General features: G+C 48.0%; 26 protein-coding genes and 7 tRNA genes. 15 read left to right on the plus strand and 18 right to left on the minus strand.

What is annotated here, in order from left to right:
• Positions 1–282: 282 nt before the first annotated feature.
• Both H6F68_RS28750 and H6F68_RS23945 read left to right on the plus strand, forming a co-directional pair.
• The gene (locus H6F68_RS28750) at positions 283–801 is read left to right on the plus strand and encodes a hypothetical protein (RefSeq protein ID WP_206755557.1); all 519 of its coding nucleotides are present in this window, start codon (positions 283–285) and stop codon (positions 799–801) included.
• A 211-nt stretch (positions 802–1012) separates the two neighbouring features.
• Positions 1013–1501, plus strand: a complete 489-nt coding sequence (locus H6F68_RS23945; RefSeq protein ID WP_190562921.1) for a hypothetical protein — start codon at positions 1013–1015, stop codon at positions 1499–1501.
• Here the strand turns inward: H6F68_RS23945 and H6F68_RS23950 are convergent.
• Entirely contained in the window at positions 1480–1746 is a 267-nt protein-coding gene (locus tag H6F68_RS23950) for a hypothetical protein (RefSeq protein ID WP_190562923.1), read from the minus strand. The two genes, H6F68_RS23945 and H6F68_RS23950, sit on opposite strands and share 22 nt — an antisense overlap.
• Before the next feature lie 69 nt (positions 1747–1815).
• Here H6F68_RS23950 and H6F68_RS23955 point away from each other — a divergent pair, with 69 nt between their 5' ends.
• The 5 genes from H6F68_RS23955 (at position 1816) to H6F68_RS23975 (ending at position 6691) form a co-directional block, all read left to right on the plus strand.
• Positions 1816–2142, plus strand: a complete 327-nt coding sequence (locus tag H6F68_RS23955; RefSeq protein ID WP_190562925.1) for a hypothetical protein — start codon at positions 1816–1818, stop codon at positions 2140–2142.
• A gap of 74 nt (positions 2143–2216) precedes the next feature.
• Entirely contained in the window at positions 2217–2360 is a 144-nt protein-coding gene (locus H6F68_RS23960; RefSeq protein ID WP_190562927.1) for a hypothetical protein, read from the plus strand.
• 968 nt (positions 2361–3328) lie between these two features.
• Positions 3329–5158 carry an LIC_10190 family membrane protein gene (locus H6F68_RS23965; RefSeq protein ID WP_190562928.1) on the plus strand — a complete coding sequence of 610 codons (1830 nt, stop codon included), beginning with the start codon at positions 3329–3331 and terminating at the stop codon, positions 5156–5158.
• A 19-nt stretch (positions 5159–5177) separates the two neighbouring features.
• Entirely contained in the window at positions 5178–5525 is a 348-nt protein-coding gene (locus H6F68_RS23970) for a hypothetical protein (RefSeq protein WP_199300301.1), read from the plus strand.
• 68 nt (positions 5526–5593) lie between these two features.
• Complete coding sequence (locus H6F68_RS23975) at positions 5594–6691, plus strand: sialate O-acetylesterase (protein ID WP_190562930.1); 1098 nt, start codon at positions 5594–5596, stop codon at positions 6689–6691.
• 357 nt (positions 6692–7048) lie between these two features.
• Here the strand turns inward: H6F68_RS23975 and H6F68_RS23980 are convergent, their stop codons facing one another.
• Positions 7049–7549, minus strand: coding sequence for a hypothetical protein (locus H6F68_RS23980; protein WP_190562932.1), 501 nt, complete (start codon positions 7547–7549; stop codon positions 7049–7051).
• Between the two features lie 337 nt (positions 7550–7886).
• On the opposite strand from H6F68_RS23980, the gene H6F68_RS23985 reads away from it, so the two are divergent.
• Positions 7887–8138 (plus strand): hypothetical protein, encoded by a 252-nt coding sequence (locus H6F68_RS23985; RefSeq protein ID WP_190562934.1) that lies wholly within the window; start codon positions 7887–7889, stop codon positions 8136–8138.
• Positions 8139–8217: 79 nt separating this feature from the next.
• On the opposite strand, the gene H6F68_RS23990 is transcribed toward H6F68_RS23985, so the two are convergent.
• Positions 8218–8586 (minus strand): nuclear transport factor 2 family protein, encoded by a 369-nt coding sequence (locus tag H6F68_RS23990; protein WP_190562936.1) that lies wholly within the window; start codon positions 8584–8586, stop codon positions 8218–8220.
• Between the two features lie 2 nt (positions 8587–8588).
• Here H6F68_RS23990 and H6F68_RS23995 point away from each other — a divergent pair, with 2 nt between their 5' ends.
• Entirely contained in the window at positions 8589–8744 is a 156-nt protein-coding gene (locus H6F68_RS23995) for a hypothetical protein (protein WP_190562938.1), read from the plus strand.
• A 24-nt stretch (positions 8745–8768) separates the two neighbouring features.
• Here H6F68_RS23995 and H6F68_RS24000 read toward each other — a convergent pair whose 3' ends face one another.
• The 7 genes from H6F68_RS24000 to H6F68_RS24030 form a co-directional block, all read right to left on the minus strand.
• Positions 8769–10556 carry a hypothetical protein gene (locus H6F68_RS24000; RefSeq protein ID WP_190562939.1) on the minus strand — a complete coding sequence of 596 codons (1788 nt, stop codon included), beginning with the start codon at positions 10554–10556 and terminating at the stop codon, positions 8769–8771.
• Positions 10557–10618: 62 nt separating this feature from the next.
• On the minus strand, positions 10619–11392 hold the full coding sequence (locus tag H6F68_RS24005) for a hypothetical protein (protein WP_190562942.1): 774 nt from the start codon (positions 11390–11392) through the stop codon (positions 10619–10621).
• On the minus strand, positions 11389–11796 hold the full coding sequence (locus H6F68_RS24010; protein WP_190562944.1) for a hypothetical protein: 408 nt from the start codon (positions 11794–11796) through the stop codon (positions 11389–11391). Before H6F68_RS24010 ends, H6F68_RS24005 begins: the two co-directional genes overlap by 4 nt.
• A 54-nt stretch (positions 11797–11850) precedes the next feature.
• Positions 11851–12480: a hypothetical protein gene (locus H6F68_RS24015; RefSeq protein ID WP_190562946.1), complete on the minus strand. Its 630-nt coding sequence runs from the start codon at positions 12478–12480 to the stop codon at positions 11851–11853.
• Between the two features lie 2 nt (positions 12481–12482).
• The gene (locus H6F68_RS24020; RefSeq protein WP_190562948.1) at positions 12483–12812 is read right to left on the minus strand and encodes a hypothetical protein; all 330 of its coding nucleotides are present in this window, start codon (positions 12810–12812) and stop codon (positions 12483–12485) included.
• Positions 12813–12814: 2 nt separating this feature from the next.
• Positions 12815–13138, minus strand: a complete 324-nt coding sequence (locus H6F68_RS24025; RefSeq protein ID WP_190562950.1) for a hypothetical protein — start codon at positions 13136–13138, stop codon at positions 12815–12817.
• Between the two features lie 348 nt (positions 13139–13486).
• A complete protein-coding gene (locus H6F68_RS24030) occupies positions 13487–14506 on the minus strand; it encodes a ParM/StbA family protein (RefSeq protein WP_190562953.1) in 1020 nt (339 codons plus the stop codon).
• Between the two features lie 221 nt (positions 14507–14727).
• On the opposite strand from H6F68_RS24030, the gene H6F68_RS24035 reads away from it, so the two are divergent.
• The 6 genes from H6F68_RS24035 to H6F68_RS24060 all read left to right on the plus strand — a co-directional run bounded on the left by H6F68_RS24035 (position 14728) and on the right by H6F68_RS24060 (position 20930).
• Entirely contained in the window at positions 14728–14928 is a 201-nt protein-coding gene (locus H6F68_RS24035; RefSeq protein ID WP_199300304.1) for a ribbon-helix-helix domain-containing protein, read from the plus strand.
• 29 nt (positions 14929–14957) lie between these two features.
• The gene (locus H6F68_RS24040; RefSeq protein ID WP_190562955.1) at positions 14958–15320 is read left to right on the plus strand and encodes a hypothetical protein; all 363 of its coding nucleotides are present in this window, start codon (positions 14958–14960) and stop codon (positions 15318–15320) included.
• Positions 15321–15760: 440 nt separating this feature from the next.
• A complete protein-coding gene (locus H6F68_RS24045; protein WP_190562957.1) occupies positions 15761–16063 on the plus strand; it encodes a hypothetical protein in 303 nt (100 codons plus the stop codon).
• Positions 16060–19119: a plasmid replication protein, CyRepA1 family gene (locus H6F68_RS24050; RefSeq protein ID WP_190562959.1), complete on the plus strand. Its 3060-nt coding sequence runs from the start codon at positions 16060–16062 to the stop codon at positions 19117–19119. The genes H6F68_RS24045 and H6F68_RS24050 overlap by 4 nt, the downstream gene beginning before the upstream one ends.
• 396 nt (positions 19120–19515) lie before the next feature.
• Positions 19516–20154, plus strand: a complete 639-nt coding sequence (gene parA / locus H6F68_RS24055) for a ParA family partition ATPase (RefSeq protein ID WP_190562961.1) — start codon at positions 19516–19518, stop codon at positions 20152–20154.
• Positions 20148–20930: a ParB/RepB/Spo0J family partition protein gene (locus tag H6F68_RS24060; protein WP_190562962.1), complete on the plus strand. Its 783-nt coding sequence runs from the start codon at positions 20148–20150 to the stop codon at positions 20928–20930. Before parA ends, H6F68_RS24060 begins: the two co-directional genes overlap by 7 nt.
• A 410-nt stretch (positions 20931–21340) precedes the next feature.
• Here H6F68_RS24060 and H6F68_RS24065 read toward each other — a convergent pair whose 3' ends face one another.
• The 8 genes from H6F68_RS24065 to H6F68_RS24100 form a co-directional block, all read right to left on the minus strand.
• The gene (locus tag H6F68_RS24065; RefSeq protein WP_190562963.1) at positions 21341–22138 is read right to left on the minus strand and encodes a hypothetical protein; all 798 of its coding nucleotides are present in this window, start codon (positions 22136–22138) and stop codon (positions 21341–21343) included.
• Between the two features lie 169 nt (positions 22139–22307).
• Positions 22308–22384, minus strand: a tRNA-His gene (locus tag H6F68_RS24070).
• A 2-nt stretch (positions 22385–22386) separates the two neighbouring features.
• Positions 22387–22460, minus strand: a tRNA-Ala gene (locus H6F68_RS24075).
• Between the two features lie 5 nt (positions 22461–22465).
• Positions 22466–22541 (minus strand) — tRNA-Arg (locus tag H6F68_RS24080).
• Between the two features lie 5 nt (positions 22542–22546).
• A tRNA-Val gene (locus H6F68_RS24085) sits at positions 22547–22621 on the minus strand.
• A 5-nt stretch (positions 22622–22626) separates the two neighbouring features.
• Positions 22627–22698, minus strand: a tRNA-Gly gene (locus H6F68_RS24090).
• A gap of 12 nt (positions 22699–22710) precedes the next feature.
• Positions 22711–22785: transfer RNA gene (locus H6F68_RS24095), tRNA-Gly, on the minus strand.
• Between the two features lie 4 nt (positions 22786–22789).
• A tRNA-Thr gene (locus H6F68_RS24100) sits at positions 22790–22864 on the minus strand.
• Positions 22865–22968 lie beyond the last annotated feature (104 nt).

Below are 22968 nucleotides of genomic sequence, written 5' to 3' on the forward strand. Positions count from 1 at the left end.
GTTATTCCAAGTCACAAGAGATGCTGGAAGCCTCTATTTGCTTATTGACCTACTATCTGAGACATTGGAAAGTACTGGTTCCTGTCTAAATCATTCGCTCTTTGTGCAACGCCGAGTGATTTAGGAAATATCAAAGCATCGCAGCTTGCAGTCACTCTAGCGGTATCTAGAAGTGTCGGAGCTGCAACTGGAGGGGGCGATCGCGGCTTTAAGTTTCTAGGGCGATTGAAAGCTTGAACGTTTGAGATTTGCTAGCTTGGTGCTACTTCATAGGGAATAACGATGGCACAACGATCAAGACGTTCATTTTTTTCTGCTCCTCAACTACTCATTAGTTGTGCCATCGTTGCTCCCTGTGGTTTCATTGCCTATGTCTTGCTTGTTGCTTCCGCTGTCCCCCGTCTGCTAAGTACCCATAGCGTTGTTCCAACTTATGCTGGATTCTACATTCAATATCCCAATCTGGTTGGAAAAGTATCTAACCTCCAGTGTGTAACTAATAGTCGAGACAGGACAGATGAAAATTATTCCCACCATTGCCGCTTCAATGTGAACTCATCAAATATCGAGCAGTTTATTAGGGAGAGCCAGTTACTCCCTCAGGATCGAGAGTGTGGCAACATGGATGTGCCGCACGTAGGAAGGTATGCTCCGGCATCGTGGGAACCGTCAGGCGTTCAGGAGGGAGGAGAATGTTACATCAACGACCAATATCGAGGAGTTACAGGAGCTTACGTTGATCAGGTGCTTCTGTTGTATTCTCCAACCAGCCGACTTGCTTACATGCAGGCAAATGATTGAGAAAGCTGGACGGGAAATACAAGTAGCGATCGCCACCCGCAAATCAGCGAGATTAACGGCCTTAAAGAGCTAGGTGAAAGAGTGAAAGTAGCGATCGCTCAGAATGTTATCAACTAGTCATATGGATACTCGGAGCGATTGCAAGCTTAAGTGTTGTGGTATTGGCTGCTTTAGTGCTATTGGTCACAAAGAGACTGCGTAAGGAGCTCTAATGGAAAAGCAATTACTTCGATTCCTTATTGTTTGTGCGATTGTTGTTCCTTATTGTTTCATTACTTATCTCTCACTCCTTAGATTCGCTGTTCCTCGTCTGCTGAATACCCGTAGTACCATCTCAACTTATCCGGGGTTCTACATCCAATATCCCAATTTGGTTGGGAAAGTATCCGGCCTTCAGTGTGTAACTAATGGTCAAAGGGATGCAGATTACGGTTATTCCTACTCTTGTCGCTTTAATGTGAACTTATCAAATATTGAGCAGTTTATTAGGGAGAAACAATTACTCGCTCAGGATTTTGAAGCTTGTCTCGACATAGATGTAGCAACGAACATGGGTAAGTATTCTCCAGCACCTTCGTGGAAACCGTCAGATCTTGAGGTGGGAGGAGAATGTTACGCTAGTGGGCAATTCGCCAATGATTCGATGTTGCTGTTGTATTCTCCAACAAGCCAACTTGCTTACATGCAGGAGAATGACTGAACAAGCTGGACGAACCATACAAATATCGATCGCCCTGCTGCGCCCTCAAAATTTAGTCTTGGCGGATAGCGACGCTGATTGTCCACTAGGACTAAATTGGACAAATTCCCTGGATGAGCCAAAGGGGGTGAAAGAGCGTGATAAGGCGTGATCAAAATGCTGCGATCGCCTGACATAACCCCGATTAGATAGCGCACCCAAGCCTGATCCTCGTGTGCCTCCTCGCTCAGCGCAGGCTTCAACATTGAGGGCAGTTTCCCTTTTGATTCATGTGCAAAATTGATAGGATTGCAAAAATTGCACATGAATCAAAGATGACCAAGCTGCAAGACCTGCACCAGGAACTCGCCACTCTCCAAGCTGAGCGCACGAGGATCAGCGGTGAAGGTGAGGTACTGCTTGATTGCTGGGTTGCAAAAAGTGGTGCTGGCGGCACTGCTAGAACTGGGAAACGTTACTGGCAACTCAGGAGCCGCAACCCTATCTTTGATGGCAAAAAGTCCAAGTACCTCAAAGCCTCTGAGGTGGCAGAGTACGAAGCTGCGATCGCCCGTGGTAAGCGTATCAAAGCCCTAGGCGAGGAAATCGAGAAATTGCAGCAGCGCATCAGTAAAGTCGAGGCATTGCTAGCAACGGTGTGAGCGATCGCCAATGACAACTGGTAAAGAAGAGTGTGCTGGCATACTGGCTTGACTAGCTGAACTGATTCAAACGTGTGAGGGAGGAGCCAGAAGCGAGAGAAACGCTTGTCGAGGCTCAAGCATTACTTCACAGTGCGATCGCGAACGCCTCTGAAGCTGAAGCCGCAGCAATCATCCGTATATTTCGAGAGTGCTTAGACCAAGAAAGCGATCGCTAAATCAAATAATTTCTTCAAGTTCTGAGCCGCTATGGCTGGGAAAAGTGGGAGAGATAACCTACAAAAAATCGTAATGGTTTCAAAAATCTTGATACTCGACTTAAACAGCCTGTACCCGTTGATTGAAAGGGTTAAAGCGACAATCGCCATAGCTATAGCTAAGCAGTGGAAGATTGTGGCAGTCGCTAGCCAAAGTATCAAACCCCGAGCTCTAGATCAGTACAAGTCTGAGTTGTGCTTTACCATACAATCCATTCCAGAGCTGGCAAGCATTTACTTTTGCCCCGATTCTACAGGTTGGCAATGGTTCTACCTTCATAAGGGACACCCACATCCTGACCCTAGCGTTTGCATTCAGATGCATCGTCAAAAGACTGCTAAAGAATTGAATTAATAGGCAAGTTTCGGAACCCCAACCCTGGGCTATTGATCATGGCAATTTGCCACTTGCTAGGAGGTGATGCAAAATAAGCTCTGTATATTGGCGATCGCAGCGATGATGAACAAGCTGCTAAAGCGTCCAGAATTGAATTTGAATGGGCAGAGTGCTGGCGAGGAGATTTAGCGGGTAGAGCTTTAGTAAGCTAAATCTTACTTCCCCAAACAAGGGAAACCCTCGATCACCCTACATCGAGCAACGGTCGGTTTTTCTCTTTTACCTTCTCTTACGTTCCCGCCGATCTTCACGCTCAAGCATCCAGAAGCCAATTGGAATGGAGCAGCAATTCTCATTTTGAAGCGTTTATACTACTGCCAATGGCTTAAACACAATTTTCACTCAAATCTTCAAACGGTAGAGTCATTGTTTCAGCGAGTTGTTTGGGCAAAGCAGGACGTTTGTATTACAAGAATTTTCATAATGAGAATTGCTGCCGGTTGGTCACTATTTGCTATATCGACTAAAGCTTAAACTTATTACCTTCTCAGAGATTGTCAGTATTTAATCACGGCTTAAGAGGTAACTGATAATGCTTTTCTTTACAATTGCTTGGACAGGTTTAATTCTAGTTTGCTTCTTAATAGGGATAGGGATTCTTAATAGTGTAAAAGCTGACTGTTTCGAGCGAATTGGCGATCGCTTTATCATTGCAGTGTGGCTAGGATTAGTTATCCTTTGCGTTTCACTTTTAGCTGTCTCGCTGATTCTCCCTTTATCTCCATTGGTAGGTGCGATGGTTAGTGTCTGTATAGCTGCGGTAGCTATTAGGTCACATCGCACACGTACTGAGATTGTAGCTTTTCGCTCAGTTGTGTCTCCTGGCTTAATTTTTGGATTTCTCATTCTAGAGCTTGGTATAGCTGCATTGATATCTCGGCCAATTACCTATGGTGACACTGGTGGATACCATTTTCAAGCCATCCAATGGTTATCTGAATTTGGAGTAGTCCCTGGTCTGGCTCTAATTCATGACCGATTCGGATTTATTTCATCTTGGTTTGCCCTAGCTGCACCATTTAATAGTGGAATTTTTGAAGCTCGATCCCTTACAGCCACAAACGGCTTTGCTTATCTAATAGCCACCTTACATTTTTTGATTTGCCTTAGCCGTGCTTTCACGAATCGAGCATATTTTGAAGACTATTTTGTAATTAATTTTTCTTTAATATCCATTTTTATTATTACCAGGTATCTGATGCCAATAATAGTATCGCCTTCACCTGATTTACCTGTGATGATAATTACTATAATTATCTCATGGGCAATTCTTGTTGCTTCTAAACCGCTCTCATCTCAAATTCATACTCCTATTTTAGAGGGTAAAATAATACCTGTAATTCTTTCTGCTGGAGCTTTGACTATAAAAATGAGCGCTCTGCCCCTACTATTGGTATCAAGTTTGTTTTACATTCTAGGGCGTCGATTTGTTGTTCGATTGATAGCCGCTAGCGCTATTATTGCTTTATTAGTATTGCCTTTATTTATATTTGGAGTCATTACATCAGGATGTCCTCTTTACCCATCATCCTTAATGTGCCTGCATTTGCCTTGGTCTCTCGGTTCAGAAAACGCCAAGGAAATGTCTAAAATTATTCGAGAATATGCCCAATGGTCTGGGGAAGTTCCGTCTAATCCAAATTCTCAACTATGGTTATGGCACTGGTTTAAACATGAAAAACAGGCAGTCTTGCTGCTCATTTGCTCAATTATCTCTGCTGTCAGTATTTTGCACATATCAAAACCATACCAAATTCGTAGACAAATTTGGCTATTAGCATTAGGAGTATTGGGAATTGCGTTCATGATGTATGCTGCTCCTACTACCAGATTTGGACTGGGATATCTTGCCCTTTTACCATCCTTACTATTAGCCAGCTATTACAACAAGCTTTTATTTCCGTTTATTCATCAACACACTAGTTTGTTTTTAAATAAAAATTTAAGTAAAGTTGTTTTAGTATTTCTTTTATTCTTTTCCGGGTTAGTTATCTCTATTGGTTACTCGTTTAAAACTACTCCTGAAAGAAAGCTGCTTGCTGCAATTGAAAGGAGAGATGTATCCGCCAATCCAAGTGAACAATCTAGGTGGTTTTTACCCCCTAAGATGCTTAGTATCCAATGGCTACGCCAGCCAGGAAAAGAAGGTTCCTATCCTGATGCCTACGAGCCATCAAACCTAGAAGTATCACGAAAAAAAGTAAATCACGTTACCATTCTTATACCTAGATCAGATAGCCTAGCACAATGTTGGGCAGCAGAATTACCATGCACACCAAAGTTACGTGAAAACGTCAAACTTCGTAATCCTGAACGTGGAATTAGAGCTGGGTTTATTCATGGAAATTTGACTGAGCTATAGTTCAAGAAGTACCAACAACATGGCGGCCTTAAACCCAAAACTCCTCACTGGCAGCGTCCTGAGTTATTACTATACTCATCTAATTGGGAACTTACCATCCCACAGCATCCGCGTAGCTTATCTCAAAGCATATTTAGCAAAAGTGGGAGCGGGAACCTCTGTACAAATGGGATGTCGATTTCTCAACGGAAGAAAAGCGCATCTAGGCGATCGCAATGTGATTAACTTCGGTTGCCTATTTGATGGTCGCCATTACAAAATACAGACGGGTTCTGTCGTAACAAAAGATGTGGAACCTTACACCATCATTGTCGGTAGCCCAGCCCAATTTGTGAAAAGCAATCGCCTAACTTGCACTACACCTTGAACTATCAACCTTGGCTGCTTTAAAAAATCAAGGAATAAGGTATGCAATCTGCGAAGACGGATATTTAAATGAAAAAGTATCGAAGAGTAAGTAGAAAGGTAGTCGGATTAACGACGATATTCATTGCTGCTTTTTTCTCGGTTTTAGTTTTGACCAACACACTTGGGCTGCGAACTATCTTGTTCCTCGACACTAAAATTCATACTTGGTCAAACATTCAGAATGGTCAAGTAGTTCAAAGAGCTAACAAAGGCGAGTCGTTTCTTCAACTGTCTGGGCGTGTTGGTTTGTTGGCAAAGTCAGTTGAAGTCGTGATAGCCAGCCCTGAGCTGCAAATAATTCAGCCAGAGAATTGGATATCCCTTGATAGTTCCCCTCGGTTTTCATACTTTGAAGGTAAGATATCTACTTTTCCAGGATGGATAAAAGTTTTTGGCAGGAGTCAAGGAACGGGCTATCGAATCGATAATGGCATCCAAGTGGGAATAGGTGAGGTGTTTATTGTTGTAGGACAATCCAATGCAGCAGGGAGTTCCAAAAGTCTATTTATATCAAACTCTGAGAAGGTTCGATCTGGACAGTTCCAGGAAGATGGCTCAATTCTTTGGAAACATGGAGATGACCCTCAGGTTCGAGGTGGTGGGGGTTCACCTTGGCCTCTAGTTGGAGATATGCTTGCAAAGAAGTTGGGAGTGCCGATTGGATTTATTAACGTAGCTGTAGGTGGCAGCAGTATCAGAGATTGGAAGCCAGGGAGTGAGAATTTTAGGCAGCTAATCAGAGCAATTGAAGCATCTAACCCTTATGGGGTGAGGGCAATATTGTGGCATCAGGGAGAGAGTGATCAGGGAATGACCTCAGATGAATATTACACTCAGCTTGTAACTGTGATTAGAGAAACCCAGAGAGCATCCAAATCAGAAATCAAAATTCCGTGGTTAGTGGCTCGTGCCACCTATGGGGAAGGCAAAGTATCAGAAGCAGTGCGAGAAGCTCAAAAACGAATCTGGGATGATGGCATAGCCCTAGAAGGACCTGATACTGATTCTCTTGATACTCCTTACCGCGAAACTTTAGATGGCGTTCATTTTAACGAAGCTGGAACTTATAATGCAGCTAAATTATGGTATCAAAAAATTGATGACGCTTTTTTTAAGAACAGTTAGATTTATTTGAAATTTGAATCATGAATTCTTTTCCTATCTAAGTAAAAAGCCAGTTGCGTACTACAACTGCTTGAAAAACCGTTTTAAACGTCCTACAAATAGCCTGCAATCAGTTAGCTATTAATAGTGTCACTCTCTACGAGCTGAATTTGTCATTATGATGCTTATGGAGAAAGGGCATTTTGGAAGAAATCTTCTTGGCTTTGGGAAGCAGTTCGAGTCATCGTTTAAGGTCCCATTGTTTGACATCTCCAGTTGAAGTGGACGCCGCGCTTGGTTCTTTTGGCCGAGAAACTTCAGAACCGAAGAGCGGTTGTTGGTTTGCCCGATACAATGCCTCGGAGCAGGGCGCGGTAGTTAGGTAGTCAGTACTTCGACCAGTCGAGCTTTTGGCATGTTGCAGTAGCCCTTGACTGACTCCAGAGAAGCTAGAGTCTTGAGTTGCCGGATAGCCAAGGCCCAATTCGTTGGGTGTGAAGTTGGCTCGATCTCGAGTAGGTCATCAATTGCCTCCAGTTGTTCAACTGCTGGGGCAGGAGTGACTAGGACGCGATCGCTGTTGCTAACTGGAGCCGGGGTAATCAGTACCCGCTGCGGCTCCTCAGTAGCTGGGGGGAAGGCAGCAATCGGCCCACTGCCCATCAGCATTGGTTGTACTGGCTCAGGAGTGCTGAACTGGAGCATCATCCATCCGTAGAGAGCAACTAGCGATTCGATAGCAACCTCAATCGTCTCAGTATGGCGTTCGGCCCCTTCTCTGTACATCCGCTTGTAGTTACGGGTAGCGATGAAGTGAGCAGCGATCGCAGCGCAATCAACCACTTGGAAAGCAAACTTTTCAACAACTAATGCATTCATGAAAATCTCCTTACTGCCGCTGTATGTGTCGTGTGCGGCTAGGCGCTTAGTGGGAGTTGCACCCGCCATCCGGCTTGTTTACCGGAGCGCTGTAAGTTGGCTATGCAGAATCAGCTTTTGGCCCTTACCTCTACCTTCACTGTGGATTTCACTCCCGCCCGCTCCAAGGGGTCTGGTGCATCGGTAGGCTCTGGGGGTTACTCGTCGGATTCAGTTGTCTAGGTGCGTTTCCATCTCTCCTAAAGATAATAGAGGTTTAGGAAGAATGTCAATAGGTTTAGGAGAAAAATTTCCTAAAGCGCTAGCATGTTTTTAACCATCAGAGGAAGGAGCATCCATGCTGGATTCAGAGGTAAATCCAAAGTTAAAGAACCTTGAGCTAGGGCGAGGGAAGCGCCCAAAGCTCGACAACCCTACAGTGGCTATGCGGATGTCTGAGGACACAAGAAATGCGCTTGAAGCGATCGCTGAGCAGTACGGATGCATGTACGGGGGAAAGCCCTGGATTGCAGGCCTGCTAACCAAAATTGGCATCGGGGAATTGATTGTGGTTCCAGCCCCACCAAAAGGGAGAGTGGGTGAGAGGTAATCCCTCAGAATCTAAATATCTCGTCCATTGGCTTCCCCTACTGGCAATCGCTGCTCCAGAGGTGAGTGAGTGAATGAAATCAAAGACTCACTTGGCTTACATGACCCGCGATGATTTGCCAACGGTTCTGGCGCTGTAACCAGACACGGGTGAAGCGATAGGCTTCTAAGAAAGCTTGACCGTTCAGGGTTCCTTCAAGTTCTGCTTTGAGGGTGACGACCACGCAGTCGCCATACAGATGGATTTGGCGATCGCTAATATCCAGCTTCGTGAACCGGAAGATTCCAGAGCGGTGCGCGTCCAGATCGAATTGCTTGTTGACTACAGAACCTGTATGCATCGTCCAAACTAGGTCATCAGCGATCAGTTCATCGAGCGTAGAAACATCACTGGTGAGCATGGCATGCCGCAGTTTTTCTTCCAGATCTTCGATGGTTTGATTTTCCATTGATGTTTTCTCCTTCATGGCTTGATTTGTCGGGGCTGTCGGGTAACTCGTCGTTTTTTGTCGGGTGGGGTTGTCGTTTTTGCCGTGTCGGGCATCGGGTAACTTGTCGGGCCGTACCCGACAGTCCCTTCTATCCTCTCTGTGGGTTTGTCGGGTAGTGTCGGTTGCCCGACAAAGGCACCCTATGTCAAATAGAAAATATCACCCTCGCACTGCAAAATATTTAGCTTGACGAGTTCATCCATGTAGACCCGAATCTCATCAGTGGACACTTTTTTTAGTGCAGCTAATGAGGCTCTAGAAACGTCACGTGGCTTCAATTTTTCACCTCGTCTGTGGAAGTAATCCACGATCGCCTGCAAGTGAGAAGCGATCGCTTTTTGCTCCGGTTGTGGAGCTGCGGACGGTTGCGAGGTGACGTTGAATTCTAGAGCGAGAAGGTTCTCCAACTGCTGGCGAGTTTGAGCAGGTGTCTCTACCTGCTTTGGCTGCTCCACTTGTCTCGCTTGGCTTGTCTGACCTCCACTCAGTTCAGGGAAACGGTTGAGTATCCACTGCACCGGGTCAGGCTCTCCATAGCCGTTAGTCTCCGTTAGTATCCATGCTGGCAACGTCCATCTCTCTGGTTGGCGCTTGGGAAACTGGATTGTGTAGGAGCCTGACGGATGCGGACGGCCTCGCTTCTCAGGACGAACCGCATGAGCCGTAATAAAGACTCGCATGTTCTCCAGTGCATCTTTCACTCCCTCAAGTTTTAGACCCGTGAGAGTGTCGTTCTGGGTAATAAAGCTGTAGCAGGCACGAGACTTGTTCGCCTTGGCGATCGCCGCCGTCATCAAGGGGCCAAGGTCTAGTTCAAGAATCTGAGCTACTTGGAAAATTTCATCGAGGGTAAATGCTGTACCCTCCAGTTGCCCCTTCTTAGCCTCTGATGCCAGTTCTATGACGGTATCGAGGTAATCTTTGTACTTCGCCTCACCAATGGCTAGCAGGTCCCATTTAAGGGATGAAAAGTCGTTGTCAGTGCTGGCGTAGGACACCTTGAAACCTAACCCTAGGCGGCAAGCGTTGACCAGGTTAATGATGGTTGTTTTACCGCTCTGAGATTCGCCATAGCTCCAAAGGAATGGCTCATCAATTAATCGAACAATAGGAAATCCATCATGCTCTAAGGCATCCATCAGTCGCTCCATGCGTTCCTCAAGGGTGCCACTGCTCAGGTCTAGCGCTCCTTCAACTGGAGCATCAGCAGGGCGATCGCCTGCGTCATCTGGCACCTGAATCACCGTCGGCACCTCTGCTTGGAGCGTGGTATCAGCAGGGGTTGGCTGTTCATCATCAGCAGGTGGAAGCTCTGTTGCTGCCTGAGGTGGAACTTGCTGCAAGCCAGTATCACCAGTAGGCAAAGCAGGGGCATCAGAGGCCGCGATCGCTTCCTCCAGGGTGGGCAGGGCATGACGGATTGCCACTTGGCGCAGGGTGTAACGGTAAGCTGCGAACCGTCGCTCCGCTGGGACTTGCTTCAGGAATGGCACTAGGCGATCGCCTGCTAAGGCTAGCAGTTGGTACTCTGTCGCCTGGGCTGGAGGCAGGCAGCTCGACACGTCATCCGTTGGATCGTCCGGTTGCACTTGGCGCGTGTCGCTGTATTCCCCAGCTGCTGCAAACAGTTCAAACACTCCTTTCCGCAGGCAAGGGATGGGCAGCAGTTTCTTAGTTTTTTGGTAGTCCGTTAGCACCATCCACGCATAGCCGCACACTCCAAAGCCACCTAGCACGGCAATCACAGGATTGGCGCTGAGTACCAGTCCAACCACACCCAGCGCCGCGCTGAGCAGTTTTCCTGACTCCACATCTAAGCGAAACTCGTGTGCCTCCTGTTCCAATTCAGTAATCCGGTTCTCAAATGCGTCTGCAATCTGGCCTTGAGTTAGCAGGGCGCTAAAGCTTTCGTTGTAAGAGTTGTTCATCGTCGTCACCTATAAAGAAGCCCCAGCAGACAGCACTGCCGGGGCTAAACATTCACTTGGGCTTACTCGGCTACTTCGACCTTGGGGGTTACGGCCTCACGGCCTTTGTCCAAGGCATCTAAGAACAGGGCGATCGCGCATTCCGCTCCGAAGATACTCAGGGCAATCCAGGTGAGGTTGCGAAGCAGTTCTCCGATACCATCCGTTCCAAACAGGGGGAAATTGCTAAAGGAAACAATGAAGTCAATGGCGTAGGCCAACAGGCAAACAAACCCTTTCACTCGCAGTGATTTGGTGCCTGCCTGCTTCAGTTGCCGCCGCTTAAACTCGACCAAATCAACTGCATCAGGCCGCTTGTCAGGAACGGTGTAGTCCCTAACTGCCTCATACTCGCGCTGGGCTTGGGCTAGGCTAATATCGCGAAGCACAGTCGCTTGAATCGCCTGGATCACGGTGCTGAGAATGGATGCCACCCAGAACGTGGGACTCAGCAAGGCCGTGAAGACTAGCAATGGCGCGGCATCATCTTGAATGAAAGGTTTGAGGATGAAGCTAGGGGCATCTGATACAGCCGCTTGCCAGTAGCCCTCGCAGCTCAAGCCGACAAAGTAAAACACTGCCAGCCCGAATAAGATGGCACTGCCAGGAGGCTGAGTTAGCCACAACACCACTCTGATGGGTAGCGTCATTAGCCATGTAACCCAGTAGAGAATTCGATTCACCACGGACCCTAAATCAATGCTGCGATCACGGCCTCGGTTGGGTTCAGCGCTACCGGGATGACGGCGACGATGGCGAGAGTGGTAGCGGTCTCTAGGAGTGCGTTCTGTAGTCATGGAGTTACCTCACAAGCTTGGTTATTGGTTTGGATGAAGTTGAATTGTCCGTTGAAGGCATAGCCAATGCAGCGGCGGTATTGGTCGTAGATAAGGGTTTTGCGGCTGGGGTCGGTGACATGCTGCCAGTCCACAACCGGAGGGGTATCAGAGAGGGTGTAATCCCGGATGATGAGCGCTTCTACATGGGCGATTTGGTTGCGCTCGTAAGCTTTGGCGATCGCTTTGGCCTGCTCAGCCTTGGTTTGCTCTAAGTCGGCTTGGGATTCAAGTTGGGCTTTTTGCTCCTGTGCTTTTTGCCAGGACTGCTGCCGTAATGCGGCATCGGTGGCACTAAAGCTAGCAATGACGACAAGCCCACCCAGGCTGGCAAAGCTGACTATCTTTCCAGAGGTGATATTCATAGGTTTTCAAGGCTTGACTAAGGCTGGCGATCGCACCACCAGCCGACGGCACAGTTAGTAGGCTGGGGTTAGGTCAGGCAGTCCCAGGAGGTCACGGATGAGGAAGAGGTCAGGGTCGTTTTCTGGCTCCAGTTCCCAGTCCTCCATATCCACGTCGAGGGTGACGCAGTCTTGGTCGGGGTACACGTTTAGGGTGAGGTCGAATTCGTTGTGACAACCATCGCCCCAATCACCCCAGAAATACTCGGCCATATCCCAGCGCGGCTTCCAGGGAAAATCGCAGTCTGGATCAACCTTAAGCGCCCCCGGCAGCGGACGAAAGTAGAAGGCCCGCTCCAGGTAATCCTCAGTGCCCTTAGCCGTCCGAATACCTAGCACCAGTTCAAGGTCGGGGTATGCAGCCTTGGCCTTTTGGTGCCACTCGCGGAGCTGGCGCGCTCCAAAAATCAGTAACACTAGATTTCCTCTAACCTCGGCATCAGCGGAGTAGATCATCCACTCCAAAACGGCACAGCGCTGCTCTGAAGTGAGCGCCCCATTGTTCTCTCGAATGAGGCGGACATCCTCCAAATTCAGCACATCAGCATGACTGCCAATTCGATAAAGGAAATCATCGCGATCGCGTTCTGTCTTGGCCTGATTGAAGCGGTCAATTCGTTCTTCGATATAGCTCCAAACCACCATGATTAGTGCCCTTCCTCATGTGCGTGGTACTGGCTCAACTGAGCGGTGAAGGCCTCGATTAGTCCCTCGGCTGCATCGGGGTCAACTTCTTCCAGGATGGCGATCGCCTCGTCCAGTTCCTTACTAGGCTGAACTGGCGTTTCGTCGAGAACAGCACCCAAAAGCGCCCACTTTTCCTGGGTATCAAGCAAATAGCTGTAGGTGGACAGGAGCACTCGGAGTCCCAGTTTGTCCTCGCGGGTCAGCTTCTGGAGTTGGGAGCCAAATTCTGTTATTAGCTCATCAATCTCAGGCGTTTGGGCAGGCTGGTCGATGTAAGAAAAAACTTCCATCGTTAGTGCCCTCCCCGACGTGCATTGCCGTGTCGGAGTTGGGCAGTCAAGGCTTCGATCAAGCCTTCTGCTGCATCAACGTTAGTGTCCTCTAAGATGGCGATCGCCTCGTCTAAGGCTTCGCTGGGCTCGTGCAGTGGAGTCTCTGTCACAACTGCATCGAGCGTCCACTCGTCCTCCACCTCTTTCAGGTAGAGATAGGTCGTCAGTAGCATCCGAAGGCTCAGTTTATCTTCGCGACTGAGCTTCTCAAGCTGAGAGCCAAACTCCTCTACAAGCTCGTCAATCTCAGGAGTTTGAGCGTAATAGGTCGTGGTTTTTGTCATGATAGGTATAGCTTCCTTTCTGCATCAGTAGGGAGTGAAGGCCAGCCTTTGCCGTCCAAAGTTCAGGCTGGCTTTACAGTTCAATTGGTTCATCGAATCTGAAATTGTCGGGCACCGAGGCCGGGATAGTTCCCAGAAAAACAGAGGCACCGGGGGCAAGGTCAGTTGGACTGGGGTCCGGGTGTCGGACAGGATCTAATTCCCATGTACCCAGCAGGTGTTTAGCGTAGCGGCTTACTATGAGGGCGATCGCGTGGGAGGGACTGCTGGCTTTTGTGATGCCCTGGATTTGGTCAACGATCGCCCGTGTGTCTGAATCGAGAACAATACGGCTGGTCATCGTTCCCCCTATACACTTGCCATTCCTAGCAGCGAAATCAGTTGTGAGAAGTTGGAAATTTGGGGATGTCGAGCAATCTTAAAGCGCCCTTTGGTAGTTTCTTCTAGCGGCTCAGCCAAGCAAGCACTGCCCCCGATAATCAGCACTTCACCAATTTCACTCGTCCACTGATTCCATCGAGTTCGCAGTTCCGCGCGAATATCTGCTAGCCAATCCTCACGAGCCTTGTTAAATGCCTCTTGGAAGCAGAAGCCGCTAGTCCCAAGCTCAAAATCGCCCCGCTCAATGCCGTCCATGATTTGACTTAAATCAGGACTGGTAGAGAGTTGGGAATTGATGCGGGCAGCAATGCGTCGGGCCAAATCGTAGGTGCCAGGGAGCACCGCGTCGGCTTCCCGAATCAAAGAACCACCCGCGCTGTACAGTCGAGCAATTCCAGTTCCACCGCCCAAATCCAGCACGCCATTCGAGTTGCGTCGGCTACGGAAGATCTCACGCTTCATCGCGTATTTGTAAGCTGCTTGCGTCTCGTCAATTGGCTTCACTTCATGCACAACTGCTGTGATGCGTTGCCCATTGCGAGTGAACTGGTGAGTACCTTCAATCTTCTTAAGCTCAGATACATCGGCTTTGTTACGGCTATTCGGTAGAGCAATTACCAATCGTCCAATAGTGACGGCAGTAGAACCAAGATTAGGTTCGATCGCGGCTAGTACCAACTTCTTAGCCAGTTCGCACTTGTTGTCTTGAAATACTGGGGTGCCCTTCATATCACGAGCCACCGCACCGAGGCAGAAATGCTCATTTCCTGAACTGATGACAACGCTGTGCTCGTCGGGGGTTGCTTCCTCCCAGGTAGGGTCAATTTGCTTGATAAATGCGGGAATCGTGCGGGGCTTATTGGCTGGATCAATCCATTGCAGGGTGCGATTGCCACCGTCGAAGACGACCACAGGGCGTTTCAGTTCGATCGCCACTGGCTGTTCCTGCTGTGTACGCAGACTGGATGCTGCGAGGCTTGTAGTCATAAATCGAAATCTCCTAGCAAAATTAAGCTAAATCCTTGTCTGAGCGGGGCTTGAAGCGATTTAGACATGCGAAATAGAACTGGTCTAATGTGTTCGCTTCGTGTTCGTTGTTTGTGCCTTTGATGGATACAAGCTAGCATAGATTACATCAATTACATCAGATACATCGATAGACTTTCTTGGTGCAAACAGGGATATTTCTTGTAGGAGGGCTAAAATCTGTGCATTGCAAGCAATCGGCGGATGACATGAAGCGGACCACCGTATCGTTCGAAGATGATCAGTACGAAATTCTTGAGAAGTGGGCAGACAAAGAGATCCGAACAGTTCCCAACTTAATTACAGCAATCGTAGTAAGCGTGCTAAGAGGGGAAGCGCCTAAAGCGCCACAGTTTGAAGAGGGTAAAAATGAGGACAAGTAGAGGCGATCGCAACTCAGGGCAAAAACACTATGACAACAGAACAGCGCTTTGATGATGTGGATCGACGGCTAGCAGCACTTTTAGCCGTGACCGAAGCCAATTCAAACCAAATTAACCAACTCGCTGGGAGCGTAAACGCATTGGCAAGAAGCGTGGATGAAATGCGCTCCACGCTCAGCGAAAGATTTGATCACCTAGAGCATCAAATCACTGGGCTGGCTAGTGAGACTGCTGGGTGGTTTACAGGCGTTGTGGAGCAAGCCGCCGCCGACCGCGCAGTGATGACGCAGATGCAGTCAGAAGTGCGCGGGCTACAAACCGAGAATCACCGCATTCTGGAGTATCTGCAAGATCAGCGACGGGGCGGGGGTGGTAGCAATGAAGGGAATTAGAAGTACCAAACAGCAAATTAAACGTAAGCTTCTTTCATTTGAACGATTTACGTATCACTTGGTTAAGGCCGCTTTGGTATCCCAATATCACTTACCTAGACATCACTTATAAAGTGCCTAATGCATCAAAGCTCTTTGCAGCAAGGGTTACAGCTACAGTTCTCGTTTTCTGAGTCAACCTTATTTCAGAACAAATGTATTAGTTCAATTTCCGCTCAAAAAAAAGGCCGCCCTTTACCTCATTCTGCTTCATTGGATCGATTTGCCGTCGATCCACAGAACTCGAAAAAAGCGACCACAAGTTAAATTTCTGATTTCCAGCCTAACACTTGATTAGATATCAAGCCCTAATCAAAGATAAAAACAGCAGAAAAAGGCAAAGGGCCGCCATGTACCTCAAATACATGACGACCCAAATGAAAAATAAACTTTCGTCTCTTATGGCATCGTGTGCCATAGGACTGCCATCCTTAGCAGAAAACAGGGACTTATCCAAACCCGTCGAAAAAACTTCTCACTCCCCCCTCCACTCCAACGGTCGCGTCACTGCTACCTCCTGCGGCGACCTCATCAGTGGAACAGTGCAACTTCCCGCGCCAGGGATGCCAACTGGAACAGAAGTGCAGGGGGCAAAATCTACCATCTACAGCGATCGCATCCGGCGAGGTGCGTTTCTCGCTGATGACGGACAGTTCACCTGGTGCCACCATGACTCGTGTTGCGTGGCAAGGGGTGTGACATGAACGCAGTTCTCCAAGCACCCGCACCTTCTACCCTTAAAGAGCAGAAATTTGCTGACAGGATTAAGCACGAGTTTATTCAGGGTTCAGCAATTGCCTCTGAACTCTTTGATGCCTGCATCGAGATTGTTGCTGATACCGAGCAGGGACTGGGGGGTGATGTCTGCTATCCCATCCATGAAGCCCTAAACTGGCACGTCACACGATTTGGCTATCAGGCTAGGTCGGCTTTATCTGCTGCGATCCTTCAAAACGAGGATGGAACACCCTGGCAACTGAAGCTGAGCAATCCCCGCTTTAATGCAGAGAAAGGCGACTTTCAGAAATACGAGACACCCAAAGACAACGGCTCTAGGGCTTATCTACCTCCTATTCCAGCAAACATCCGGCGAAAAATAGCTGAGCGTTATGGCGTCGAAGTTCCGCTAGACGGTAGCTTCTGGGATTGGCTGGAGCATCATCCAGAAATCCCGATCGACATTGACGAGGGAGGTAAGAAGGCTTTAGCCGAACTCTCCTTAGGTCGGGTGGCAATCGCCCTCTATGGGGTAAATGGCGGCTACAGAACGAAAGATACCTTGGGCAACCCCATTCCCCCCCGTTTAACTTCAGATGTTCAGCGCTTTGCCGTTCCAGGCCGAGAAATCGCGCTCAATTTCGACCAAGATGCTAAGCCAGAGACTCGACAACGAGTGAATACTGCCATAGCTCGGTTTGGGGAGTTATTGGAGGGAGAAGGATGCCTTGTGAAGGTTGCATCCTGGGATGGCTCCAAAGGGAAGGGCGTAGATGATCTAATTGTGAACTGTGGGGCTCAGGCTTTCGAGGATGCCTGCTCTCAGGCTTTACCCTTGGCAGAGTGGAGATTGTGGCAGCGCCTGAAGGGACGACTCACTTACAAAGCCTCTATCCGCCTCAACACAGCCGATTTATCCACGCTAGACCTGAAGGAATTACCTGAGGAAGGAATCCTAGCGATCGCTTCTGCCAAGGCCACGGGTAAGACAAAATTTATCGCCAATGCAACTCAAGACACTGAAGCAGCAACCCTCTTGGGGCATCGCGTCTGCTTGGTGCGCAATCTCTGCCAGCGCTTAGAGATGGACTATCGGGGAGACATTGATAAGGTTCGTGGCGAATATATCACGGGCAGCGGTTACACCCTAAGAATTGGCTCGTGCGTTGATTCGCTGCTCGCCCTCGATCCGCAGAAATTTGCTGGATGTGATCTCATTCTGGATGAAGTTTGCCAGGTTACAAGACACCTGCTCACTAGCTCAACTTGCCGTAAAGAGGGTAAGTTACCTGCACTGCTAGCAAGATTTCGGGAATTGCTCAGGGCGGCCAAACGAGTCATCCTCGCTGATGCAGACCTGGACAATGTGACTTTAGATTATGTGCGCGAGTTGCGGGGCGGTGATGCTCCAGTTTTTCTCATCCAGAACGATTACCAGCCGGAGGGCTACCCAGTTCGCTATATTCAAGCACCTAATGCCAGTGTGATCACCGCTGAGCTATTGACCGCGATCGCGACGCGCCAGCCAGGCGAAGTTGTGTTTGTCGCTACGGATAGCAAGGCAGGCTCAAAAACGCTGGCGAGGCTGGCGAGGCAATGTGAGGGGCTGGGAGCTAGGGTGCTACTACTCAACTCCGAAACCAGTGGTGGAGAGGCCGAACGGGAATTCATCTCCAGTCCCGACTTAGTACTGGCGAGAGGCGAGTATGACGTGATTATTGCTTCGCCTTCAATGGGCACTGGGGTCAGTATCGAATCCCAGGACATTATCGCTGGGGTCTTCGGCGTATTCTATGGTGTCTCCGTCACAGATGCGGATGCAGCTCAGCACCTGATCCGGGTGCGAGAGAATGTGCCGCGTACGGTTTGGACTGCGCCGCGTGGGCGCAATTTTTGTAAGGTCAGCCAATCCACAAGTCCAGCTGAAATCAAAGGCGACTTGAAGCTTCGTACTGATGCTACAGTGCGCTTGCTCCGCTCCCAACTGCGTGAGGATGTCGCTGGCGAGCTCACTCATTACAATTGGGAAAACGATCCTCACCTGAACTCGTTTGCCCACATTTCGGCACAGCAAAACTTCGCGATGCATCACCTTAGGGATGCTCTGCTAGCCCGCCTGAAATTTGAGGGGCATCAGGTCACAGTGGTTGAAGCTGAGAGTCACGAGGCAACCAAACTGTTACTAAAGCAAGCCAAGGCAGATATTAAGCAAATAGAGGCAACAACAATCACTCAAGCGCGTCCTCTGACTTATCCTGAAGCGTCAGAGCTCGAAAGCCGAGAAACTATCAGCCCAGAGGATCACCTAGCGCTGACTCGCTACCGCCTGGGTGACTTCTACGCTACCCATGACATCACTCCTGAACTAGTGGCATGGGATGATTCAGGTAGACGACGCTCTCAGATTCTTGAGCTAGAACATCAGCTCCATGCCGATTTAGCCGTTCACCGAGATGTACATTCTATTGAGCAGCAAGCGGCATGGGGTAAAGGTGTCATGCCGTGGGACATAGGCAGCGCTGAGATCAAGCGGCAGGCTCGGGATTACTTAGGGCTAGCAGAGTTCATCGATCCAAACCGCGAATGGACAGCGGCAGATTTAGAACCCATCGCGACGAAGGCCCGTGACAATGCCACTCTGATCAAAAAGGCTCTAAATTTTCAAGTTCATGATGGTGTAAGTGATACCCAAATTGTTCATCAGCTGTTAGAGCAAATATGCCTCAAAGTTACATTTAGGTGGCAGCGGATTGACGGAAAGAAGCAACGTATCTATCGCCTTGATGAGAAACACTGGCAGAAGTTACAAACCATCTTGGAGCAGCGGGCGAATAAGCGTAATCGGCTTCTTCAAAGTGAATCTGAGTCTGGATCACCCCTTCCTATATATGACTATTCAATAGAGGGTGATCCAGGTGAATCAAATCTTAGGGAAGTAGAAAATCGCACTCCAAATAAAACAGCGCTGAGGTTGGAGCACCCCAACAGACAGGTAGCCCGCCAGTGCAAACCGCCCCCGTGTCTCCCATCACTGTCCGGCTGATAAGAGATGTGGGCAGAGTTATTGGAAGCTTGCACCAGTTCAGCCGACATCGCTCACAATGTTTATGATCCCTCTCCTCGCTTTTGAAAGTAATCAGCGATCGCTTGTAGGTGATGGGCGAGCGCCTTTCTGCCTGTAATTGAGCTCCTGTTAATATTCCAGCTCTTGAGAATGCTTGAACTCTTGCTATTAGGGATCTTCAAACGATAAATTCCTATCTTGTGGTAGTAGAGGCCTGTTTGAAATGCGAAGAAATCTTGACTTGTATAATTGCTGGCGTTGTTGGGGCCTAGAGGTAGAAGCCGGTACGAGCCAACTAGTACAGCAATCACAGCCATACATTAAGCAGTAGGGCATAGAATTCATGTATTCAGAATAGTTGTTCAAATAAACCGTATGATTTTGACCCTTGCTAATCAAAAGGGGGGTGTAGGCAAGACAACCTTATCAATCAATCTCGCTCATGCGATCGCCCTCTCGGAAAAACGTGTTTTGCTTGTCGATGCTGATCCGCAAGCAAGTGCTAGTACTTGGGCAGCAGCTAGAGAGACACCATCGCCTTTTCCTGTAATCGGAATGGCACGAAATACGCTTCATCGTGACCTACTACCGTTGTTAGAGAATTACGACCACTGCATTATTGATAGCCCGCCGCGCGTATCTGCTTTGTCCAAGTCTGCAATTCTTGCATCAGACTTGGTACTCATTCCAGTTCAACCATCTTCGTACGATGTTTGGGCAGCCGCAGAAACCGTGCAGTTAATAGAGGAAGCTCAGCAGTTTAAACCAGAAATAAAAGCGCTCTTTTGCATCAATCGAAAAGTTGTGAATACAGCCATTGGCCAGGAAATTGAAGCAGCGTTAGCTGACTATCCATTTCAAATTATTAAATCAACTGTTGGTCAACGAATTGCATTTGCTGAGTCATCTGCTGGTTACTCCGTATTTGAGCTGGCACCCGCCAGCACTGCTGCTAAGGAAATAAAAGCGCTTAGCCAAGAAATCTTAAAACTCCTAGGAGTAGAAGCATGGTGAAGCCGCAACGGAGGCGCATAGCTCAAAAACCAAGTACACCGCCTGCCGCTGATTCCTGGGTCACCCAAGGAGGGATCGACCCAGAAAACCAGTTAAATGAGCAGGTTAGTGCATCAAATGAGCTAGAGAGAGCAACAATACCTCTAGAGCAAATCCAAAATCGAATAGATACAGACACTAGGCCATTAGACAAAAAACATGTGGATGCTCTAGCCGAATCTATAGCGGTTGTAGGGCTGATTGAGCCATTAGTGGTGGATACAAAAGGGAGGTTGCTTGCTGGTGGCCATCGCAGGGCAGCTATTGAAGTCCTTAAGAATAGAGCTTCAGACACTTATCAGAAACTCTTCCCAGGCGATCGCATTCCAGTACGAGTCATGCCGTTTGATGCAGAGCAGGACCTTGAACTTGCATTACAAATTGAGGTAACTGAGAATGAAAAACGTCGTGATTACACTCCTGTAGAAGTCAAGACGCTAGCAGAACGATTGCGTGCTGCGGGATATGTAGATGCAAGAGGAAGACCCGAAAAGGGAAAAAAGGCTTTACGTCCTGCTTTAGAAATTATTGTTGGTAAAAGTTTGAGGACTGTGAGGCGCTATCTGAATGAAGATCAACAAGAAAATAGGACAACTGACCGGTTTTTATTGCTGAGACAAGCTGTAACCAAACTTAGAAACTGGCAAAAGACTACTCCGAAAAGCCCGGAGGAAAAGGAGTTAGCGGAGAAACTACCACAAATCATCAACATGATTGAATCAGTTATTGACAAGTGAGATAGCAACAGAATCTCAAGAGAAAGGATTTGCAGTCCTTTCATGGAAATAATAAAGCGCTCTCTAGCTATAGGTTGTAGAGAGCGCTTTACTTTGCTTGCCTAAACTTTGCCTAAATATAAGCAGAGGCCCCTCTAAATTTCAAGAAGGACCCCTACTACCCCAAAGCAGGAATTTTTAGCTTAAAGCTCTGGTATATCAGGGATTTCAAGCATTCTCAATAGCTGGAATATCAACAGGATCGCAATTATAGGCGGGAAGGCGATCGCATGAGTTGGATAGAGAGTATAGGCTGAAAATCTACCACATTTAATAGTAGGCTTTGACCTATTGAGAACTTCGGGTAACAGTTCAGTTGAGTCAGGAGGAGCTAACGGAAAAGATGGTAGTGGATGACTTTAAGCACTCCACTAAATCCCATCCTCTTTTCGCTGTGCTGAAGAACTCGATTGCAACTTTAGCCTACGAAAGACTAAAACAAGATCTATCAAACAACATACAGCCCCAATTAGCAGGAAACCTCCTCCTATAAAGGCTGAAAAGGCTTGATCGATTAAGGAATAATGAGTTTCTATTCCTGCACTCTGTTCAACGATGACATGAACTCTTACTCCATTGACCTCAAGCCCTTGATTCCTTACCACTTCATCACTAACTCTTAGGTTTAGGTAATACGTAGTGTTGCGCTCCAACGCCGAGGTTAAAAATCTGACCAACGTAACGCTTCCATCGTCATAGCAGGAATAATCAGCGGATGAAGTTTGTCCAACAACTCCATCCCACTTTTCTACTTCCTGACTTACTGAAATCGTCCACCGAATTTTGAGTTTCTCAACGGCTTGGCAGTTCAGTGATAGCTGCTGAGTATTAGTAAATTGAAGCCGAACGGAATATTCTAGTGGTTCTGGTAGCTCAGAAATCGGTACAAAAGATGACGAAACTGTTTCACCAGTTTTCAAGACAAGTGTTGTTTCTAGTGGAATCAATTGAGCATTGACATTCGACCAAGTTAACCAAGCTAAAGCTGCACCTCCAAAGCAAAAACCCGCTGTCACTCGTAAAATAATCCCTACCATAGAGTGAAATTCTTTTGAAGTTCTTTCTAAATTGCCCCAAAATATACAACTTAGCAAAGCTTGAGATGCGACCGACAGCAGGGATGAACTATCTTCAAAGCCTTTGAAGGCTATTAAGCGATTGATGTTCATTGATGAGGAAGCTTAGAAAAGTCTCAATCTGTTTGTACTACAACAGGCTGGACTAATTCTGGACTAGAAAAGTTAAAAACACCCATACTACAAGCATAATCTTGAGTGTTTTTGAAGCCTGAAACCCGTATTCTCTCGTTGAGTTATTGCGTAGCACGCAATTTTTATTTGGGGTGACTGACGAGAGTCGAACTCGCTAACACTGGTGTCACAAACCAGCCCCTCCACCACTTCGGGTTCAGTCACAGTGGAGCCAAGGGGAGTCGAACCCCTAACCTTCCGCTTGCAAGGCGGACGCTCTAGCCAGTTGAGCTATGGTCCCAAGTTTGGCAGGAATGGCAGGAGTCGAACCTGCATGAAACTGTTTAGAAGACAGTTGCCTTATCCGTTAGGCGACACTCCCATTGTTGGTAGTCCTGATAGGATTTGAACCTACAACCCCTCGCTTGTAAGGCGCTTACTCTACCGTTGAGCTACAGGACTACGAGAGCGAACGGCGAGAGTCGAACTCGCATCTGGAGATTGGCATACTCCGGTGTTAGCCCTTACACCACATTCGCAAGATTCAAGATTGGAGCGAAAGACGAGACTCGAACTCGTGTCTCCTGGTTGGAAGCCAGGGATGCTAGCCACTGCACCACATTCGCATTCTGGGGCTGGTGACAGGATTTGAACCTGCAACCTACTGTTTACAAGACAGTTGCTCTGCCGTTGAGCCACACCAGCATTTGGTAGCGGAGGTGAGAATTGCACTCACTGATGTGAAGGGTATGAACCTTCCGAGCCGCTGTTGCTCCATCTCCGCGAGTACCTCTGACAGGAGTCGAACC

Source organism: Trichocoleus sp. FACHB-262 (assembly GCF_014696035.1).
GTDB lineage: Bacteria > Cyanobacteriota > Cyanobacteriia > FACHB-46 > FACHB-46 > Trichocoleus.

What these genes read in the sequence shown, in the direction of transcription:
- H6F68_RS28750 (WP_206755557.1), top strand. Translation starts at nt 283, where the DNA reads ATGGCACAACGATCAAGACGTTCATTTTTTTCTGCTCCTCAACTACTC.
- H6F68_RS23945 (WP_190562921.1), top strand. Translation starts at nt 1,013, where the DNA reads ATGGAAAAGCAATTACTTCGATTCCTTATTGTTTGTGCGATTGTTGTT.
- H6F68_RS23950 (WP_190562923.1), bottom strand. Translation starts at nt 1,746, where the DNA reads ATGTTGAAGCCTGCGCTGAGCGAGGAGGCACACGAGGATCAGGCTTGG.
- H6F68_RS23955 (WP_190562925.1), top strand. Translation starts at nt 1,816, where the DNA reads ATGACCAAGCTGCAAGACCTGCACCAGGAACTCGCCACTCTCCAAGCT.
- H6F68_RS23965 (WP_190562928.1), top strand. Translation starts at nt 3,329, where the DNA reads ATGCTTTTCTTTACAATTGCTTGGACAGGTTTAATTCTAGTTTGCTTC.
- H6F68_RS23970 (WP_199300301.1), top strand. Translation starts at nt 5,178, where the DNA reads ATGGCGGCCTTAAACCCAAAACTCCTCACTGGCAGCGTCCTGAGTTAT.
- H6F68_RS23975 (WP_190562930.1), top strand. Translation starts at nt 5,594, where the DNA reads ATGAAAAAGTATCGAAGAGTAAGTAGAAAGGTAGTCGGATTAACGACG.
- H6F68_RS23980 (WP_190562932.1), bottom strand. Translation starts at nt 7,549, where the DNA reads ATGAATGCATTAGTTGTTGAAAAGTTTGCTTTCCAAGTGGTTGATTGC.
- H6F68_RS23985 (WP_190562934.1), top strand. Translation starts at nt 7,887, where the DNA reads ATGCTGGATTCAGAGGTAAATCCAAAGTTAAAGAACCTTGAGCTAGGG.
- H6F68_RS23990 (WP_190562936.1), bottom strand. Translation starts at nt 8,586, where the DNA reads ATGGAAAATCAAACCATCGAAGATCTGGAAGAAAAACTGCGGCATGCC.
- H6F68_RS23995 (WP_190562938.1), top strand. Translation starts at nt 8,589, where the DNA reads ATGTTTTCTCCTTCATGGCTTGATTTGTCGGGGCTGTCGGGTAACTCG.
- H6F68_RS24000 (WP_190562939.1), bottom strand. Translation starts at nt 10,556, where the DNA reads ATGAACAACTCTTACAACGAAAGCTTTAGCGCCCTGCTAACTCAAGGC.
- H6F68_RS24005 (WP_190562942.1), bottom strand. Translation starts at nt 11,392, where the DNA reads ATGACTACAGAACGCACTCCTAGAGACCGCTACCACTCTCGCCATCGT.
- H6F68_RS24010 (WP_190562944.1), bottom strand. Translation starts at nt 11,796, where the DNA reads ATGAATATCACCTCTGGAAAGATAGTCAGCTTTGCCAGCCTGGGTGGG.
- H6F68_RS24015 (WP_190562946.1), bottom strand. Translation starts at nt 12,480, where the DNA reads ATGGTGGTTTGGAGCTATATCGAAGAACGAATTGACCGCTTCAATCAG.
- H6F68_RS24020 (WP_190562948.1), bottom strand. Translation starts at nt 12,812, where the DNA reads ATGGAAGTTTTTTCTTACATCGACCAGCCTGCCCAAACGCCTGAGATT.
- H6F68_RS24025 (WP_190562950.1), bottom strand. Translation starts at nt 13,138, where the DNA reads ATGACAAAAACCACGACCTATTACGCTCAAACTCCTGAGATTGACGAG.
- H6F68_RS24030 (WP_190562953.1), bottom strand. Translation starts at nt 14,506, where the DNA reads ATGACTACAAGCCTCGCAGCATCCAGTCTGCGTACACAGCAGGAACAG.
- H6F68_RS24040 (WP_190562955.1), top strand. Translation starts at nt 14,958, where the DNA reads ATGACAACAGAACAGCGCTTTGATGATGTGGATCGACGGCTAGCAGCA.
- H6F68_RS24045 (WP_190562957.1), top strand. Translation starts at nt 15,761, where the DNA reads ATGGCATCGTGTGCCATAGGACTGCCATCCTTAGCAGAAAACAGGGAC.
- H6F68_RS24050 (WP_190562959.1), top strand. Translation starts at nt 16,060, where the DNA reads ATGAACGCAGTTCTCCAAGCACCCGCACCTTCTACCCTTAAAGAGCAG.
- parA (WP_190562961.1), top strand. Translation starts at nt 19,516, where the DNA reads ATGATTTTGACCCTTGCTAATCAAAAGGGGGGTGTAGGCAAGACAACC.
- H6F68_RS24060 (WP_190562962.1), top strand. Translation starts at nt 20,148, where the DNA reads ATGGTGAAGCCGCAACGGAGGCGCATAGCTCAAAAACCAAGTACACCG.
- H6F68_RS24065 (WP_190562963.1), bottom strand. Translation starts at nt 22,138, where the DNA reads ATGAACATCAATCGCTTAATAGCCTTCAAAGGCTTTGAAGATAGTTCA.